This is a genomic window from Sphingopyxis sp. Root154 (assembly GCF_001427105.1).
In the GTDB taxonomy this organism is placed as follows: Bacteria; Pseudomonadota; Alphaproteobacteria; order Sphingomonadales; family Sphingomonadaceae; genus Sphingopyxis.
Window position 1 is genome coordinate 1,629,799 of the sequence record NZ_LMGI01000002.1, and the last position, 16,794, is coordinate 1,646,592.

Annotated in this window: 13 protein-coding genes and 1 pseudogene; 8 read left to right on the plus strand and 6 right to left on the minus strand. The window is 63.2% G+C overall.

The window, feature by feature from the left end; genetic code table 11:
* The first annotated feature begins 254 nt into the window (after nt 1-254).
* From nthA to ASD73_RS13505, 4 genes are all read left to right on the plus strand, one after another.
* A complete protein-coding gene (nthA, locus tag ASD73_RS13490; RefSeq protein ID WP_056372930.1) occupies nt 255-881 on the plus strand; it encodes a nitrile hydratase subunit alpha in 627 nt (208 codons plus the stop codon).
* A gap of 2 nt (nt 882-883) precedes the next feature.
* Nucleotides 884-1,570 carry a nitrile hydratase subunit beta gene (nthB, locus tag ASD73_RS13495; RefSeq protein ID WP_056372931.1) on the plus strand — a complete coding sequence of 229 codons (687 nt, stop codon included), beginning with the start codon at nt 884-886 and terminating at the stop codon, nt 1,568-1,570.
* 10 nt (nt 1,571-1,580) lie between these two features.
* Complete coding sequence (locus ASD73_RS13500) at nt 1,581-2,798, plus strand: GTP-binding protein (protein WP_056372932.1); 1,218 nt, start codon at nt 1,581-1,583, stop codon at nt 2,796-2,798.
* 227 nt (nt 2,799-3,025) lie between these two features.
* Entirely contained in the window at nt 3,026-4,462 is a 1,437-nt protein-coding gene (locus ASD73_RS13505; protein WP_056372933.1) for an aldehyde dehydrogenase family protein, read from the plus strand.
* 168 nt (nt 4,463-4,630) lie between these two features.
* Here ASD73_RS13505 and ASD73_RS13510 read toward each other — a convergent pair whose 3' ends face one another.
* The 3 genes from ASD73_RS13510 to ASD73_RS13520 all read right to left on the minus strand — a co-directional run bounded on the left by ASD73_RS13510 (nt 4,631) and on the right by ASD73_RS13520 (nt 8,936).
* The gene (locus tag ASD73_RS13510) at nt 4,631-6,160 is read right to left on the minus strand and encodes a flavin-containing monooxygenase (RefSeq protein WP_056372934.1); all 1,530 of its coding nucleotides are present in this window, start codon (nt 6,158-6,160) and stop codon (nt 4,631-4,633) included.
* 66 nt (nt 6,161-6,226) lie between these two features.
* Nucleotides 6,227-7,477 carry an MFS transporter gene (locus ASD73_RS13515; protein ID WP_056372935.1) on the minus strand — a complete coding sequence of 417 codons (1,251 nt, stop codon included), beginning with the start codon at nt 7,475-7,477 and terminating at the stop codon, nt 6,227-6,229.
* Between the two features lie 100 nt (nt 7,478-7,577).
* Nucleotides 7,578-8,936 carry an LLM class flavin-dependent oxidoreductase gene (locus ASD73_RS13520; RefSeq protein ID WP_056372936.1) on the minus strand — a complete coding sequence of 453 codons (1,359 nt, stop codon included), beginning with the start codon at nt 8,934-8,936 and terminating at the stop codon, nt 7,578-7,580.
* A gap of 194 nt (nt 8,937-9,130) precedes the next feature.
* Between ASD73_RS13520 and ASD73_RS13525 the strand changes: the two genes are divergently transcribed.
* Nucleotides 9,131-9,979, plus strand: a complete 849-nt coding sequence (locus ASD73_RS13525) for a TetR/AcrR family transcriptional regulator (protein WP_056372937.1) — start codon at nt 9,131-9,133, stop codon at nt 9,977-9,979.
* An 85-nt stretch (nt 9,980-10,064) separates the two neighbouring features.
* On the opposite strand, the gene ASD73_RS13530 is transcribed toward ASD73_RS13525, so the two are convergent.
* Nucleotides 10,065-11,057: an AraC family transcriptional regulator gene (locus ASD73_RS13530; protein WP_082521534.1), complete on the minus strand. Its 993-nt coding sequence runs from the start codon at nt 11,055-11,057 to the stop codon at nt 10,065-10,067.
* Between the two features lie 422 nt (nt 11,058-11,479).
* Between ASD73_RS13530 and ASD73_RS23555 the strand changes: the two are divergent.
* Nucleotides 11,480-11,944, plus strand: a pseudogene (locus tag ASD73_RS23555) (P-loop NTPase); the annotation flags it as partial.
* A 99-nt stretch (nt 11,945-12,043) separates the two neighbouring features.
* Nucleotides 12,044-14,209, plus strand: a complete 2,166-nt coding sequence (locus ASD73_RS13535; protein ID WP_235534389.1) for a LuxR C-terminal-related transcriptional regulator — start codon at nt 12,044-12,046, stop codon at nt 14,207-14,209.
* 109 nt (nt 14,210-14,318) lie between these two features.
* Here ASD73_RS13535 and ASD73_RS13540 read toward each other — a convergent pair whose 3' ends face one another.
* Nucleotides 14,319-14,726, minus strand: a complete 408-nt coding sequence (locus ASD73_RS13540) for an ester cyclase (protein WP_056373634.1) — start codon at nt 14,724-14,726, stop codon at nt 14,319-14,321.
* A gap of 117 nt (nt 14,727-14,843) precedes the next feature.
* Nucleotides 14,844-15,629, minus strand: coding sequence for an MBL fold metallo-hydrolase (locus ASD73_RS13545; protein WP_056372940.1), 786 nt, complete (start codon nt 15,627-15,629; stop codon nt 14,844-14,846).
* A gap of 152 nt (nt 15,630-15,781) precedes the next feature.
* Between ASD73_RS13545 and ASD73_RS13550 the strand changes: the two genes are divergently transcribed.
* On the plus strand, nt 15,782-16,723 hold the full coding sequence (locus tag ASD73_RS13550) for a LysR family transcriptional regulator (RefSeq protein WP_056372941.1): 942 nt from the start codon (nt 15,782-15,784) through the stop codon (nt 16,721-16,723).
* Nucleotides 16,724-16,794 lie beyond the last annotated feature (71 nt).

Genomic DNA, 16,794 nt, shown 5'->3' on the forward strand with positions numbered 1-16,794 from the left:
TGTAGCGACCGGAAGACTTGCCGGCTTGTCTGCAAATGGCGGGCCGCTTGCCTGAGTGTCGCAGACCCGATGTCTGCGGGCGCTGCGCCGTCCGCGCGCGCGTGACATTCTGAAGCAAGTAAACGCCATTTCCAGGCAAGACGCTCTTGCAGAAGACGCGTATCGCCTGGAGTATGAAACCTGTTCAAGCTTGGCCAAGTCAGCGACGCATAATCTTGGCGCAGGATCGCCGATCAACATAGCGAGGCCGAACGATGAAAGAGACTTCACACGACCTGCTGGCCAATACGCCCAGTGGTCGAGCCAATGCGCTGCTCAAGGTCATGACCGAGCGAGGATATGTGCCCGAAGGGTTCATCGATACCTTCACGCACACGATGGAGGTGGAATGGGATCCAGCGAACGGCGCCAGGGTCGTGGCGCGCGCCTGGACCGATCCCGAGTTTCGCGAACTCCTGTTGCGCGACGGGACCGCCGCCTGCCAGCAATTCGGATACACCGGGATGCAGGGCGAATATATCGTAGCCCTCGAGAACACGCCAACGCTGCAGAATGTGATCGTCTGCAGCCTGTGCTCGTGCACCGCGTGGCCGGTCCTTGGCCTGCCACCCGAATGGTACAAGAGTTTCGAATTTCGGGCTCGTCTCGTTCGCGAAGGCGCCGATGTCCTGCGCGAACTGGGGGAAGACCTGCCCGACGATGTCGTCGTCAAGGTCTGGGATACGACGGCAGAAAGTCGCTACATGGTTCTTCCCGTGCGGCCTGCGGGCACCGATGATTGGTCGGAGGAAGAACTCGCCGCGCTCATCACCAAGGATGTGCTGATCGGTGTCGCGCGGCCGCGCGCCGTCGATCTGCCGCGCGGTACAGAGGGAGTTTGACGATGGACGGGATCCACGACCTCGGCGGGGTTCAGGGGTTTGGCAAGGTGCCGCACCGGATCAACAGCAAGAGCTACAAGCCGGTGTTTCATGAAGACTGGGAACATCTTGGCTACAGTCTGACCGTCGTCGGGGGCGGACTTCTCGCCGCCTATGCGACCGACGAATTGCGCCATGCGATCGAGCGCATGAGCGCGCGGCAGTATTTCTCCGCCCCCTATTTCGACCGGATCATCGTCGGTACCGCCACGCTCCTCGTCGAAAAGGGTCTGATTACGCAAGAAGAGCTGGACGAAGCGCTTGGGTCGCACTTCGAGCTTGCTGCGCGCTCGAACAACCCGGGAAGGCCCGCGCCTGCCCGGGCGAACACCGCTCCGTTCGAGATCGGCGACGAGGTGCAGGTGCGCGACGAGCACATCGAAGGTCATATCCGCGTTCCCGGCTATTGCCGCGGCAAGCGTGGTACGGTCCTTCATCGCACAACCGTGTCATGGCCCTTTCCCGATGCAATCGGGCATGGCCAACAGGACGCCGCCCACCAGCCGACCTATCATGTCGAATTCAGCGCCAAGGCGCTGTGGGGGGAAGGCGCGCGCGAAGGATCGGTGGTCGTCGACCTCTTCGAAGGCTATCTCACGCGGGTCGAGGCGGCTCAGGATTCCCTCGCCGCGCAAACGGATGGCACATAGGCCTGATTCGATGGAGGCGCAGAGCGCGGTGCGCCTTCCCGTCACCATATTGTCCGGCTTTCTGGGGGCCGGAAAAACCACTTTGCTCAACCATGTGCTGCAAAACCGCGCCGGCATGCGCGTAGCGGTCATCGTCAACGACATGAGCGAGATCAATATCGACCATGACGATGTCGAACGCGAGGCCGCCCTCGAGCGGGGCCGCGACGAACTGGTGGAGATGAGCAACGGCTGCATCTGTTGCACGTTGCGCGCCGACCTGCTCGAGCGGGTCAGCGATCTCGCGCGGCAGGGGCGCTTCGATTATCTGCTGATTGAATCCACCGGCATTTCGGAACCGCTACCCGTCGCGGAGACCTTTGCCTTTCTCGACAGCAATGGCTTCTGCCTCAGCGAGTTGGCGAAGCTCGACACGATGGTCACGGTTGTCGACGGCAGCAACCTGGAGACGATGCTGCGTTCGGGCCCGGCAGCGGGGTCGCCGGCGCCGACGATCGACGGGCCGCGGCCGATCGCCGAACTGCTTGTCGACCAGATTGAATTCGCCAACGTCATCCTCGTCAGCCGCCTGGATGTGATTGGCAGGGCGGGGTTCGAGCGCGTCAGGACGATATTGCAAGCGCTCAATCCTGCCGCCGACATCCTGCCAATGGCCAACGGCGATATCGAGCCGGCAACGATTCTCAACACGGGTCGCTTCGACCTTGCGAAACTCGCCCAGTCCGCCGACTGGATGAAGCCATTGAACGGCGCTGCGGACGACCGGTCGGAAGCGGAGGAATATGGCATCGGTAGTTGGGTGTATAGGGAGCGGATTCCCTTTCACCCCGACCGCCTCGCCGCCTTCCTCAACGCCACCTGGGACAATGGCGAGCTGCTTCGCTGCAAGGGCAGCTTCTGGCTTGCCAGTCAGTTCCGCGAAGTCGGCCGGATCAGCCAGACCGGAGGATCTTTTCGGTGGGATTTCGCCGGGCGATGGTGGCGGTTCGTGCCCCAAGGGGAATGGCCGGGGGACGCATATCGGCGCAACGCGATCATGGAGACCTGGATCGAGCCGGCAGGGGACAGCCGGCAGGAAATTGTCTTCATCGGCAAACATATCGATTTTGATCGGCTCGAACGCGACCTCGACAATTGCCTGCTCACGCCCAGCGAAATTCTGGGCGGTCCCGACCTGTGGCGCACGCTCGATTCGGGGCAGTCCTTCGAACGGAGAGCCGGGGTATAGGTCGCGCGATGCGCCGCAGCTGCCGATGTCCGCATCGGGCGCCGGAAGCACAAATTTGAACATCTGAATGACTTTAGTCAGTTGACGAATTTTTGGGTCTGGTGTAGCTTTTTCAGCGAGTCTGGACGCCCTTAATCCAAGGCGTGCCGATGGAAAAAAGCGCACTGGGGCGGATCCGATCGCGATCAGCTTTCCGGTGCAATCAACAGGAAAGTGAGAGGACCAAGATGCGCGAGCACCTCAAATTCTATATCGATGGGCAGTGGGTCGATCCCGCCGAGCAATGGACGCTCAACGTCGAAAATCCGGCAACCGAAGAAACCGTCGGCCGCATCGCTCTTGGCTCGGCCACCGACGTGGACCGGGCGGTCAAGGCCGCGCGCAATGCCTTTGCCTCCTGGAGTCAGACGAGTCGCGAAGACCGGCTGGCTGTACTCGGTCGCATTGTCGAAGAGTATAAGGCGCGCTTTGACGACCTCGCAGCCGTCATCACCGAGGAAATGGGGGCACCGACCTTCCTCGCGCAGCGGGCGCAGGCGCCGATCGGTCTGGGCCATCTCGGCGCAGCTATCGAAGCTCTCAAGACGTTCCGGTTCGAGGACGACCGTGGTCCGACGCGTATTGTCAAGGAAGCGATCGGTGTGTGCGGGTTCATTACCCCCTGGAACTGGCCGATGAACCAGATCGTCTGCAAGGTGGCTCCGGCGATCGCGACCGGCTGCACGATGGTGCTGAAACCGTCGGAAGTGGCCCCGTTCAGCGCCCAGATATTTGCCGAAATCATGCACGCCGCCGGCGTGCCGGCCGGGGTCTTCAACATGGTGTATGGCGACGGCCCTGAAGTCGGCGCAGCGATCGCCGCCCATCCGGATATCGATCTGGTCTCCTTCACCGGTTCGACCCGCGCGGGCATTGAGGTCGCCAGAGCGGCGGCCCCGACGGTCAAGCGCGTCGCCCAGGAACTCGGCGGCAAGAGTCCCAACATCGTCCTCGACGACGAAGCGCTCGCCGAGGGCGTGGCTCGCGGAGTTGCGACGATCATGACCAATTCGGGCCAGTCGTGTAATGCGCCGACGCGCATGCTCGTCCCGCGCGCCCGAATGGATGAGGCCGTTGCTGCCGCTCGCAATGCGGTGGCCGAGATCACCGTCGGCGATCCGCAGGGCAAGGCGAAGCTTGGCCCCGTCGTGAACAAGACCCAGTTCGACAAGATCCAGGGGCTGATCCAGGCCGGAATCGATGAAGGCGCAACGCTGGTCAGCGGCGGGCTCGGAAGACCCGAGGGGCTCGACAAGGGCTATTATGTACAGCCGACCGTCTTTGCCGATGTCACCAACGACATGACCATCGCCAGAGAGGAAATCTTTGGCCCGGTGCTCGCGATCCTCGCCTATGACAGCGTCGAGCAAGCGATCGAGATCGGGAACGACAGCGAATATGGCCTTGCCGCGTTCGTGCAGGGCGCCGACCTTGAGAAGGCGCGCCAAGTTGCCTCGAAGCTGCGCGCCGGGCAGGTGTCGATCAATGGCGGCGGCGGCGATATGAACGCACCGTTCGGCGGCTATAAGATGAGCGGCAATGGGCGCGAGTGGGGCGAATATGGCTTCCACGAATTTCTCGAGACCAAGGCAATCCTTGGGTACGAGCCCAAGCCGGCCGGCTGAACAGGCGGGCGGGGTGACGGCGATCGCGCTGCCATCCCGCTCCCCTGAATTCTCTCGCGGTCGGGCTGAAGGCGGCAGAAGTGTCGGTCGCACGCGTCCGGCCGCGAAGGTTCAGGACATCTCGCCCGTCCCGAGACGGGCGCTGGCCTGCCTTCCCGGCCCGGGGATTCAGTGCGCATCGGTTCGGCAACCATTGCCGATCGGTCGGCCTGCGGCGTCACGATAACCAAAGACATCGCCTTCGAGCGATACTGCGGGGAGATCGGTCTGCTCCGCCCAATAGTCCCTGCCTTGCCATTCGGACCGAGGCCCGCGCTTCGGCATGAGATGGAGCCCGCGCAGGATGTATCCCGCATTGAACACCTCGCTGTCCATGCCCGGCTTGAACTCCCTGCCGACATCCTCCGGCGCAACCTCCACCTCGACGCTCGAAGCGCCGATCTCCCGCATGTGGTTGAGGAGGCGGCAGACGAAGTCACTGACCAGATGGACCCGGAGGGTCCAGCTCGACACCCGGAAATAGCCCAGCGTCCGCGCCATGTTCGGGATCCCGGTATGCAAGATTCCCCGGTAGCTCACGCTGTCGGCGAAGTTTCGAGGTTCGCCGTCGATCTTGAGGAGCATGCCGCCGAGCGCCGCCATTTCGAACCCCGTCGCCGTTACGATCACATCGGCCGCAAGTTCGCTCCCCGAGACGAGGCGCAGTCCCGTCGGCGTAAATGTCTCGATGCGATCGGTTACCATGCTTGCCTTGCCCGAGCGCACGGCCTTGAACAGGTCGCCATTCGGCACAAGGGCGACCCGCTGCTGCCATGGCCGGTACGTGGGGGTGAAGTGCGCCTTCACCTGCTCGGGCGGGAGATAGGCCTCGACCATCTCGAGCATGGCCGCCTTGACGGCCTCGGGATCCTCCAAGGCGCGCGTCAGCATGATCTGCTGGTCGCGAACGACCTTCCGGCGTATGATGTCATGCACGATCGCGGGCTCGACTCCCAAGTCGCGGAGCGTATCAGCGAGGGGATCGCGATTGGGTGCCGGCGAGAAATAGGTAGGCGAGCGCTGCAGCATCGTAACATGTTCGCAGACCGGCGCGAGCGAGGGGATAAGCGTGGCCGCGGTGGCGCCCGACCCGATCACGACGACTTTTTTGCCGGTCAGATCGATGTCCTCGGGCCAGGTCTGTGGGTGGACGAGGCGCCCTTCGAACTGGTCCATCCCCGGCCAGTCGGGCGTGTAGCCCTGCCCGTGACGATAATAGCCCTGGCACGTCCAGAGGAAACCGCAACGGATCTCGAACGGCGTTTGTTCGGGGCCAGACACGCCTTCAACGCGCCAGTTGCCTTCATCGCTCCGCCAGTCCGCCGACAGGATGTGGTGACCATAGTGAAAATGCGGCCCCAGCCCATTTTCCTCGATCGCCTCGCCCAGATACTGGAGGATCTCGTCTCGCGAAGCGATGGGACGGCCGGTCCACGGCTTGAAGCTGAACCCATAGGTGAAAAGGTCGCTGTCGGAGCGCACGCCGGGATAGCGGTGCGCGAGCCAGGTGCCGCCAAAGCTCTCGAACGCTTCGAGAACCGCGAAGGAGAGGTCCGGGCATTGACGGCGCAATTCATAAGCAGCGCCGATACCGGAAATGCCTGCCCCCAAGACGAGAACATCGACGTGCGCGGGCAGCTTGGTTTTTTCGGACGACATATTACCGCATCTCGCTCCATTGGGGCCGGGCAGCCGCGCCCTGACTTAGATCAATTCGTGTGAGGCTCACCGGCGTCCTCCCGCGAGCCGGATCGCGTCCGGGCTGGCGCGCAGCCGAGCCATGGCCACGCATCCCAGCGCCGGCCCGATGGCCAGCATGGAGAAGGCGGCGGGCCAGCCAAGCGCATGGGCTATTGGCGCCACCAACTGAATGCTGACCAAGGTGAGTAGAAATCCGGCGCAGGTTTGCAGCGTCAACATCGTGCCGACCGAATCCGGTTCGCTGAGCTCCGCGATGCTCGCTGAAAATTGCGCCGAGTCCGCGATAATCGTAATGCCCCAGATGACGGCGATGACACTGACCATCCATGGCTCTGCGCCGAGCAACCAGCCGATTGCGAGCGCGCACGCGCCGCTTGCCGCCATCGAAGCGATGGCGACCGTCGTCCTGCCCCAACGGTCGGCGAAGACGCCGCCGATCCAGGCGCCGAGCGCCCCGGCCGCGATCGCTGCAAAGGTGACGAGTTCGGCGAGGCTGTGACCGTCTGCCACGCCCGATATCCGAAAGCTCTCGGCGAGGAAGATCGCGAGCCACGTCCACATCGCGTAAAGTTCCCACATATGTCCGAGGTAACCGAGGTTGGTGAGACGGAGCGGACGGTTCCGCCACGCCTGCGCCACGCTCCCCGGCCGGATGCGCGCCGCTCTCGGGGCGTTGGGGCCAACGCCAGCGAGAAGGATTGCGACACCCCCGAAGATCGCGAACCCCGACGCCGCGATATAGATCAGGCGCCAATCGAACTGCGTGAAGGCGGCAAGGAGATGAGGGCTTGCAGACCCCAGGGTCAGCGCGCCGACCAGCAGACCGACGAGCAGGCCGAGGTCGCCCGATGCCCAGGTTGCAGCGAGCCGCATGCCGATCGGATAGACGCCTGCGAGCGCGACCCCGGTCAGGAACCGCAATCCAAGGATCGTCGCGCCGGTGGGCGGCAACGCAGCCAGCGCCCCCGAGGCGATACCGGCGGTTATCGCAGAGATCATGAAGAGCCGCCGCGGGTCGAAGCGGTCGGGAAGTCCGAGAAGCGCGCTTGCCAGCGTGCCGACGACAAAGCCTCCCTGTACGGCACTTGTCAGCAGCGCTGCCTCGAAACCCGACAGCGGCGCACTTCTGGCCAGCGCCGACGCCGCGGCGGCCGATGCGAACCAGACGGCCATGGCCGCAAACTGCGCCACGAGGATGACGCCGATAGAAGGCCATTTTCCCGCAAGTCCGCCGACCCATGCCGGCGGCAGGGCGGCGGGACCAGCGGGCGCCATGACAGAACCCTCGGCAGGTCGGTGAGTCAATCGAGCCTCCCGTTATCGCGTGCAGACAGGGCGTCGGGGCAGCCGTCGCCGCCCCGACCTATCGCTTCGCTCAATGCCGCAGGCGTGCTGCAGGATGATTGCTTTCAAGACGCGGCCCGCGCTTGAACAGCTTCTCGCGATATGTTCCCGGGGCATATTCCGTCTTGAAGGAACCGCGGCTCTGGAGCTCGGGAACAACCAGGTCGACGACGTCTTCGAAAGTTTCGGGCATCACCGCATAGGCGAGATTGAACCCGTCGAGATCGCATTCCTCGGCCCAGGACACGAGTTCGTCGGCAATATGCTTCGCGCTGCCGATCAGAACGGGACCGCCGCCGCCCAAGGCGACGCTTCGAGCGATGCTGTCGACATCCCGGTGCGCCGACGGGCCGCCTTGGGTGAACATGGCGGCAGCACTCTGGATGCTGTTGCTGCCCGCAGCGGCCGCGCCGACCCGGTCGGGCTTGGAGAAATCGATTCCAGTCCAGCCGGCCATCAGCGCCAGCGCCCCGGACGAGCTCAGATATTCCTTATACTCTTCCGCCTTCGCCTGCGCATCCTCATCGGTCGCGCCCGTGATCACGGTCGTCAGCGCGAAAATCTTGATGTCGTTCGGCGCCCGGCCGGCTTCCACCGCGAGTTTGCGCAGATTGGCAACGCTCTCCGCCAGCCGCGGCCTCGAATGCCCGACGACGAACACGCATTCGGCGTGCCGCGCCGCGAATGCGGTTCCTTTGGAGGACGCCCCGGCCTGGTAAAGGACGGGGGTGCGCTGGGGCGAAGGCTCGCAAAGATGAACCGCATTCACATGGAAATATTCTCCTTCGTGAACAACCCGGTGGACCTTCGCCGGATCGGTGAAGACGCCTTCCTCGCGATTCTTTCGGACCGCATCATCTTCCCAGCTGCCTTCCCAGAAATCATACTGGATCGTCACGAATTCCTCAGCGATGTCGTAACGGGTGTCGTGCGTGACCTGCTCGCTTTTGCCGGCCCCCTTGGCGCCGCTGTCGAGGTAGCCGGTGACGATATTCCAGCCAATGCGCCCATCGGTCATATGGTCGAGCGTCGACATACGGCGCGCGAACGGCAGCGGCGCCTCATGCGAAAGATTGACCGTGACGGCGAAGGCGAGATGCTCGGTCGCATCGGCCATCGGCGGGATGATGAGGAGCGGATCGTTGGTCGGCACCTGCACGGCCTCGCGCAGCGCCGTGTCCGGGCTCCCGCCATAAACGTCATAGACGCCCACGACATCGGCAAGAAACAGGCCATCGAATTTGCCGCGCTCAAGCGTGCGCGCGAGTTTGACCCAATGGTCGGTGTGCTTGTAGTTTTCGGATTTGTCGCGCGGATGGCGCCACATCCCCTGGGACTGATGCCCCGCGCAATTCATTGCAAAAGCATTGAGCAGAAGTTCGCGTGCCATTGAATCCTCCCTGAGTCGTTTTTTGAACTTTATGCATCCTGTTCAATATTTGTCAATTGATCAAAATGTGGCCGGTCGATAATACAAGGGCTTGTGCGGCGACCCGTCGCCGTGTCACCTTGCGAGCCAGTCTGGCCGGTAGGTCGAATGGGACGGCACAATCGAGAGGCCGTCTCGCAATATGAGGAAATGGAATGTTCGGCGCTAATCGCCTTCGCACGCGGACGGGTTCGGGGATTTACCAGACAGGCCGCGAACGCGTTGTCCAGATCCTCGAGACGGCGCTCGATATCATTGTCGAGAGTGGGTATCAGGCCTTGACGCTTCGCGAGGTCGCACGCCGGTGCGAAATCCAGATTGGCGCCGTAAGCTATTATTACAAGAGCCGGACCGACCTGCTGCAGGACGTGATCAACATGGTACTTGTCCCCTATGCGGACAAGATCGTTGCGATCCTGCGCGAACAGGGTCTTTCTGCGGAACAGAAGCTGGAGCGCCTCATCCGGTTCCTGCTCGACGACATCCAGACACGGCGGACGACGCGCCTTTTTCCCCATCTGTGGGCGCTGTCCAATCACGACCCGTTCGTCGCCAAGGCGGTGGACAGCATCTATCTGCTGGAGCGTCAGTCGCTGAAGAAGCTGATCGCGGAAATGAACCCCGGTCTTGCAGACCAGGAGCGCGACGCATTGGCGGTTTATATCTCGGCGAGTGTCGCAGGCTCGACGATGTTCATCGGTTGCGAGAAGCCTTGGGCCTCGGAGTTGCCGCTCTACAGCGCCATAACCTGCCATGCGCTCGTCACACTGGCCAAGACGGTGACGCCTGAGCAGCTGGCCGCGTTCGGATGGCAGCGAGAGGATATGAAGCAGCCGTGGAAGACGCCGACGCTGCTGACCGACGAGGAATATCGCCTGCTCTTCGAGCGCGACGCCGAAAGGGCCGAAGCCGACCCGCAGCAGGCGGATGGCAGCGGCCAGGCCGAAGCCGCCACTCCGCCCCGCAAGAACCGCCGCGCGCCCCCGCTCAAACGGCAGGCTTGATGCGTTTCTGAACCATCGGCCCGGGATCGATGGCACCCGTGTGCCCCTCCCGGTCGAGGGCCCGCGCTTCCACGGCCTTCGCGCGTCAGGCCTCTACCGCCACGAGGGATGGTGCGGGCCGGTTCCTTTGCTGCCGCGGCGTATGGCCGAAGCGCGACCGAAAAGACCGACTGAAGTGTGCGGTGTCATTGAACCCCCAGCTGAACGCCACCTCCGTGATATTGCGGTGTGATTTCATGGCGTCAGACAGATCGCGCCGCGCGCCGTCGAGGCGCATCGCCCAGATCCAGGACATGACCGAATAGGGCTCCTTGGAAAAGGCGCGGTGTATCGTGCTGACGGAGATATGGAGGCCTCGGGCTATGCGCTCGACGCAAAGATCGGGGTCTCTCAGGTGGGCCAGGATATAGGCCTTGACCTGCTCGACGCGACCATAGCTGGCGAGCGCCGGTTCGCGGCTGGCGCTAATCTGCATCGCCGTCGACAGAAGGAGACTCTCGATCCCCGAGACGATCGCCGTAGCGCTTGGCGAAGCGATATCGAGATGCCGGACCGCCTCTGGCAAGGTTCGCAGCATGCCGGAGAGCAAAAGTCCCGGGCCCTCCGCGCCGTTCATATAGGCCGGCAAAGGCGGCGACGGCGAGGACGCAGCCGGGCGGATTACGCCTGTCGGAAGTGTGACGATGAGACAGCTGCTGTCGGCCTGCAGCAGGAGTTCGAAACTCTTGCCCGCCTCGAAGAGGATCAGGTCGCCGACATGGGCGGGCGCCATATCGCCGTTCGATTTGAGGATCGCGGAACCGGTGACGAGGGCACAAACGCCGATGATATCGCGGCCTACGCCATGGTTGAGCTTCCGCTCTGTAACGAGAAAGGGCCGCGCGACATCGAACTGGCAGAGCGTCAACTCACCCACTTGGGTACAGGTTCGAACGGCTGATGAAGTCGTAAACGCCGTCGGCAACGGGGTCAGCCAACGCGTGGCTGCAAATTGCCCCGCGGGCGGGCGGCTCAGATGCGGCTGCCGCCGGCTTCCGACAGCTTGAACGGACCGGTCCGCGATCGACTCGATGTGCATATCCTGCTCCTCCCGAAGAGGGGACGGCCCGCACGATCTTTAGGCAGTCCCCGACCACACCTCCCGGGTTCGAAGCCGGCAGGCGCTCGTTCGCGCCGCGCTATCCAAAGTCGATCCGTCTCTGTTTTTGGGCGGTATCGACCGATGCCTCTGCATTTATCCAGATGAGCGAACGCGCTGGGCTCGGCTGTTCTGGAAGCGAAGACCCGAGGGCGGCAGCGGGAGCCGGGAAATGCCCGGCGCGATGTACCTCCCATGGTCGGTGGTCTGAAAGTGCCGGGACTCGGCTAGGCCACCGGGATAGGCTGGCGCGTTCCTGTTCCTCCTGTTTTCCTGCTGAGCTGCCTTCCGCTAGGACGCAGCGAACCGCATGAAGCTACGCAACAAGAAGGAGAGCGCACCATACGAAAGTATGGTAGATGATGTTTTGCGGACTATTCGCACACGCAATATTCGAAGAGGATGGGAGAGCGGGACAACCTGTGGCGCGAGCGAAAATCACGAAGAGCCAGGTCCCGATTGTCGGCAGCAAGCTCGCACCTCCTCGCTCGCCGGTTCAGACGATTCCGCGCGCTCGCTTAAGCCTCGGCGGCGCCGATGAACTCCCCAAGCTGACGCTTGTCAAAGGCCCAGCCGGGTCCGGAAAGACCATTCTTCTGGCGCAGTGGCATCGGGCGCTGCACAAGACCGGGGTTGATGTTGCGTGGCTCACGCTCGACGGCACGGACAATGCCGCTGACCGGCTCAGCGCCTATCTCGCCGCAGCGCTGCGCCGCGCGGCTGGGGCAACTGCGGCCACAACGTCGTCCGGCGAAAGAATCTTCGAGGACCTCGCGCGGCGACACGATCAGCGCCGGCCGCTGGTCCTGATTCTGGACGAGCTCGAATGCGTCGTCTCCGACGAGGCGGTCGGTCTGCTGCAAGGCCTCGTTCGGCAAACCGGGCCTTCCTTTTCTATCATCGCAGCGGGCCGGGCCATCCCGGCCATGGGGCAGGCACGGCTGCTCCTCGAAGGCGGCGTGAGAGAGGTGACCGGCACGAATTTGAAGTTCGACGACACCGAGGTCTGCGCGATGCTGGGGTCGCGCCTCGGTGCCCGAATTTCCACCGATGAGGCGATTCGGCTGGGCGAGCGTCTCGACGGCTGGGCGGCCGGCCTGCAGTTTGCTTGCCTTGCGCTTCAGAACAAGGCCGACATCGCTGGATTTGCCAATCACGCCGCCGCGCAAGGGGCTATGGCCGATTATCTTCGCGACGACGTGTTCAACCGGCTTCCGGAAGATTTGCGCGACTTCCTCCGCCATATCTCGATTTTTCCCGTGCTGACCGCCGATCTGTGCGACGCGATCACCAACAGGCAGGACAGTGCCGCCGTGCTCGCCCGCCTTGAGGACGCTGGCTTGTTCCTCAGCCGGGTGGAACTGGACCGCGATGTGGCGGGCTATCGCTTCCACGATGTTTTCGGCGAGTTTCTGCGCGGCCAGCTCGCCTTGCTGGGGGCAGGTCATGTCGCCACGGTGCATCGCGCGGCGAGCGCCTGGTACGCGGGGCAGGGCCGCTGGCTCGACGCGATCGAGTTCGCGATGCGGGGCGGCGACCGTGACAATGCGCTGCGCCTGCTGGAATCGGTGGCGATGGACTATGTCGGTTGGGGCGACCTTGAAACGCTGCTCGTCTGGAGCAACCGGATGACGATCGAGGAAGCCGTCCGCTACCCCCATGCCCTTGCATCCTGGCTATGGGCGAAGGTGTTTGCTGGCCATCACCGGCTCGTGACCGAGACGCTTGTCCAGTTCAACACCCGTCTCGCCGAGGGTCAAGGTCTGACACCATTGCTTCAGGACAATTTCGCCAGCATCGAAATTCTCAACGATGGCGCGGCGGATCGGTTCGATGACGTGCTCGCCAAGGGCGAAAAAGCCCTGCCCGCGATGCGTCGGCTCAACAGCTTCGAGACCACCGCAATGGCGCTTGTCGTCGCCTCTGCACAGATATCCTATGGCAGTCTGCAGGAGGCGCGCCGAACGCTGGATATATCGAGGCGATCGCTGCAGCTCTCCGACAGGTCGGTCAATCACGCCTATCTCCAGGTCGTCGATGGCATCATCGCGATGACCGAGCTTCGCCTGAACGATGCGATCGCGGGCCATCAACTGGCGTTGGGAAACGCCATCGCCGAACGCGGCCCCTATTCTCACGCAGCGGGGCTGTGCGCCAGCGGCCTTTGCGAGGCGCTGTACGAGGCGAACCGCATTGCCGACGCCGAGCAGGCGATCGAAGGGCGCATTCAGACGGTAACCAAAGTCGGCTGGTCCGAATGCGCGCTGAACATCAACCTTACAGCTGCCCGGATCGCGGCACTGCGTCAGGACCATGCGCTGGCAAACAAGATTCTTGCCGAGGCGCAAGCGATGTCGGCACAGCGCGATTTGCCCAGGATGATTGCAACCTTCCAGTGGGAACAAGCCCATCTGGCGCTCAGCGTTGGCGATGAGCAACTCTCGAACCATATTATTTCGCAGATCGCTCCGGCGCCTCCCACCGATTTCATGACTTATGTCGAGGCCGTGACCCGCGATATCCTGCCGATCAGGCTCGCGCTCGCCCGCGGCGAATGCGACGGTCTCTCGCCGCGCCTTGTCCGGCTGATGGCGCAAGCCAAGAATATGGGTTTCCGCCGCCGCTGGCTGAAGCTTTGCATCCTGCACGCGGTGTGCCTCGCCAACCTCGGACGGCCCGAAGCGGCGCTCAACGAGATGATCTCGGCATTGCGCGCGGGGCTGCCGGCTGGCTTCATCCGGTCCTTCCTGGACGAGGGCGAGGTCGCCATCGGCCTCGTCCGGCAGGCGGGCAATCGGCCCGATATCAGCATGCGCAGTTTTTCGTCACAGATGGAACGGCTGCAGGCGGCGATAGACAATCGGCCGGAGGGTTCGAGCGCCCAGCCACTCGCGTCGCAGGGGTCGATGCGCAAACTATTGACCGCAAGGGAAGTCGAGATCATCGACATCGCGGCGCGCGGCCTCACCAACGGGGAGATCGGGGAGTGTCTGGCGCTGTCAGAGCCGACGGTAAAATGGCATATGCAGAAGGCGTTTCGCAAACTCGGCGTCGGCAACCGGACCGAGGCGATATTTATCACCCGCGAATAAGCTCTCGATTGGCCGAAGAATGCGCAGCGGGAATTCGAACGGCGGCTCTCTCCTGTAGCCAGAGAGCGGGACCAAGCCCCGCCCTCTGACCAGCTCACGCGACCCGGAGCTATTCGGTAATTTGCCGCACCACGTCTGCATTGTCGAAATGCGCCCGCTTCTCGACAATCTTGCCGTCCTTGAACGTCAGGAGATGCATCAGCGAGATCCTGCAGTCACGGCCGTTCGCCGGAATGGCGGGATTGCTGCCATTATAGCCCTTGCCGATGAAGTACATATAGGCGGCGACCTGGTCGCCTTCGGCAACCATCGAGACGACCGGAAACTCGAAGCTGTCGAACGCCTCGAAGGCGGGCTTTTCGGAATCGATCAGACCCTGGACGCCCGGGCGCGGATTGTCGATCTGGGCGTAGAAGACGAAATCCTCGTGCACCATGTCTTGCAAAGCGTCGAAATCCATGCGCTCGATGGCTTCGTAAAAGCGCTTTACCAGCTTCTTATTCTCTTCAATCGACATGCTATTCTCCATCAGAAAAGGCGGATTTCGCGGGCACCCGCGAAACAACCGGCAGAGCGACCGCACGCGGCGTGCAGAACCCGGCGAACGCGCAAGGGTCGTCGCGCCGCGCCGGCCTCAGAACCGCAAGGTCTCGCCGTCCGCCGGGATGCGGACCTGTCCCGCAAGCCCGGTCTCGTCGAGGAAGGCCTTGAGCTCCGCGCGACCGAGGCACGCATGGTTCACAACGTCCATATGACTTGCGACGATCGTCGCCGACGGGGCTGCCTTGCAGACCTTGTAAACATCGTCCTTGCCCATGATGATCGAGGTTTCGCCCAGCGTGGGCTCGATCATGCGCGCATCGCAGCTGTTCAGGATGATCACGTCCGGCCGGTGCGTGTCGAGATTTTCCTGGACGCCTTCATACCAGATGGTGTCGCCAGCGAGGTAGAGCGTCTTCTCATCCGGGTGGGAGAAGACGACCCCGCACACATCGCCGATCGCTTCCGCGAACGGCCCGTCGAACAATTTCTCGTCGCCATGGCGGCCCTGGGTCTTCTTCAGCGTCACACCGTCGAACTCGGTAGCGTTGGTGAGTATCCGCAGATTTGTGAATCCGAAGCTTGCGAGGATCGCCGAGTCCCGCTCGCCCTGGGTGAAGATCAGCTTGTCTTTCGGGACAATCTCGGTCGCCGCATCGTCCCAGTGATCGGGATGAAAATGGGTGAGAATGATGGCATCGACGTCGAGCAGATCGGTCGCGGGCACCGGCAGGTCGACGCGTGGCCAGAACAAGTGACTGTTCACCGAAAAGGGAAAGCCCGGGTAGCTGTCCTTGGCGGCGAGCATGGGATCGATGAGGAAACGCTTGCCGCCGAATTCCACGATAACGGTCGCGCTGCGAATCTGGGTAAATTTCATAGTTCTTCTCCTGAGGCACAGGGTTAGCGTTCGCAGGCCCTTGTCGCGCCGCTGGGCGAGAGCCTTCGGCTCCACCCGGAACAGCGGCATTGCGGCCTGCAACGCCCTGACGTCTGGCGACGATATGCCATGGCGGCTCCCCGCTTGGCGCTATGGTAATTCGCATCCCCGCGTTGCATAAACGCAGCGGCATGGTGAAGCATCGAACCCGCGTAGATTGGAATGATCTCCCGCTCCTGCTCGCCATCGCCCGCGAGGGGCGGCTCCGTGCCGCCAGCAAGGCGCTTGGCGTCGACAGTTCGACCGTCAGTCGGCGCCTCGCGGCAGCCGAAGAGCGCCTCGAAGCCCAATTGTTCACGCGCGATCTCGACGGATATCAGCCGACCGACGCGGGTCTGGCAGTCGTCGAGGCGGCGGAGGAGATCGAGCGCAAGGTCCATGCGCTGTTCCAGGAGGCCCGCCAAACCGCGGGCGATGTGAGCGGCCCGGTGCGCATCACCTCGGTTGATGCGCTGCTCTCCGACTGGCTCGTGCCGCGGCTGCCGGGCTTGCTGGACCTATATCCGCAGCTTGAGATCAAGCTGATCCCGGAAAATCGCAGGCTATCCTTCTCGCGGGGCGAAGCTGATCTGGCGCTCCGGCTCTCACGCCCCGACGAAGATGCTGCGATCCGGATGCGTCGCGTCGGCAGCCTGGGCGCCGCGATCTATGGGCATCAAAAATTTGCCCACATCGGCCGCGAAGCCTGGGGGCAGCAGCCCTGGCTTCTCTATAATGACGACCTCGCGGACGCCTCGCCCATGCGCTGGATTGCAAAGGCGGCCCCCAATGCCCGGGTCCAGCTGCGCTCCAGCGCGATTCCGATCCTCGTCGAGGCGTGCAAGGCGGGGCTCGGCCTTGCCCTGCTCCCCTGCATTTCCGTGGCGAATGCTGGCCTGGCGCGACTAAGCGCCGAGGATTTGCCCGGGCTGGATATCTGGTTGCTATCGCACCGCGAAACCGCAGCCATCAAGCGCTTCCGCGTGGTGGCCGAATGGCTGGCTGCGCAGCTCATGGCCGACCAGGCCCTGCTCGCGGGAACAGCCGGCAGCTAGGCCGCGACGCGGGCCGACGCCGCGTGACGATCAGCTGGCGATACAACCGAGGCTCCCGGCGATGGACGGGT

Excerpts from the sequence above, each read along its gene's own strand:
- ASD73_RS13530 (WP_082521534.1), bottom strand. The coding sequence starts at position 11,057 with ATGCACATCGAGTCGATCGCGGACCGGTCCGTTCAAGCTGTCGGAAGC.
- nthB (WP_056372931.1), top strand. The coding sequence starts at position 884 with ATGGACGGGATCCACGACCTCGGCGGGGTTCAGGGGTTTGGCAAGGTG.
- ASD73_RS13505 (WP_056372933.1), top strand. The coding sequence starts at position 3,026 with ATGCGCGAGCACCTCAAATTCTATATCGATGGGCAGTGGGTCGATCCC.
- nthA (WP_056372930.1), top strand. The coding sequence starts at position 255 with ATGAAAGAGACTTCACACGACCTGCTGGCCAATACGCCCAGTGGTCGA.
- ASD73_RS13515 (WP_056372935.1), bottom strand. The coding sequence starts at position 7,477 with ATGGCGCCCGCTGGTCCCGCCGCCCTGCCGCCGGCATGGGTCGGCGGA.
- ASD73_RS13520 (WP_056372936.1), bottom strand. The coding sequence starts at position 8,936 with ATGGCACGCGAACTTCTGCTCAATGCTTTTGCAATGAATTGCGCGGGG.
- ASD73_RS13500 (WP_056372932.1), top strand. The coding sequence starts at position 1,581 with ATGGAGGCGCAGAGCGCGGTGCGCCTTCCCGTCACCATATTGTCCGGC.
- ASD73_RS13540 (WP_056373634.1), bottom strand. The coding sequence starts at position 14,726 with ATGTCGATTGAAGAGAATAAGAAGCTGGTAAAGCGCTTTTACGAAGCC.
- ASD73_RS13545 (WP_056372940.1), bottom strand. The coding sequence starts at position 15,629 with ATGAAATTTACCCAGATTCGCAGCGCGACCGTTATCGTGGAATTCGGC.
- ASD73_RS13510 (WP_056372934.1), bottom strand. The coding sequence starts at position 6,160 with ATGTCGTCCGAAAAAACCAAGCTGCCCGCGCACGTCGATGTTCTCGTC.
- ASD73_RS13525 (WP_056372937.1), top strand. The coding sequence starts at position 9,131 with ATGTTCGGCGCTAATCGCCTTCGCACGCGGACGGGTTCGGGGATTTAC.
- ASD73_RS13535 (WP_235534389.1), top strand. The coding sequence starts at position 12,044 with ATGGGGCAGGCACGGCTGCTCCTCGAAGGCGGCGTGAGAGAGGTGACC.
- ASD73_RS13550 (WP_056372941.1), top strand. The coding sequence starts at position 15,782 with ATGGTAATTCGCATCCCCGCGTTGCATAAACGCAGCGGCATGGTGAAG.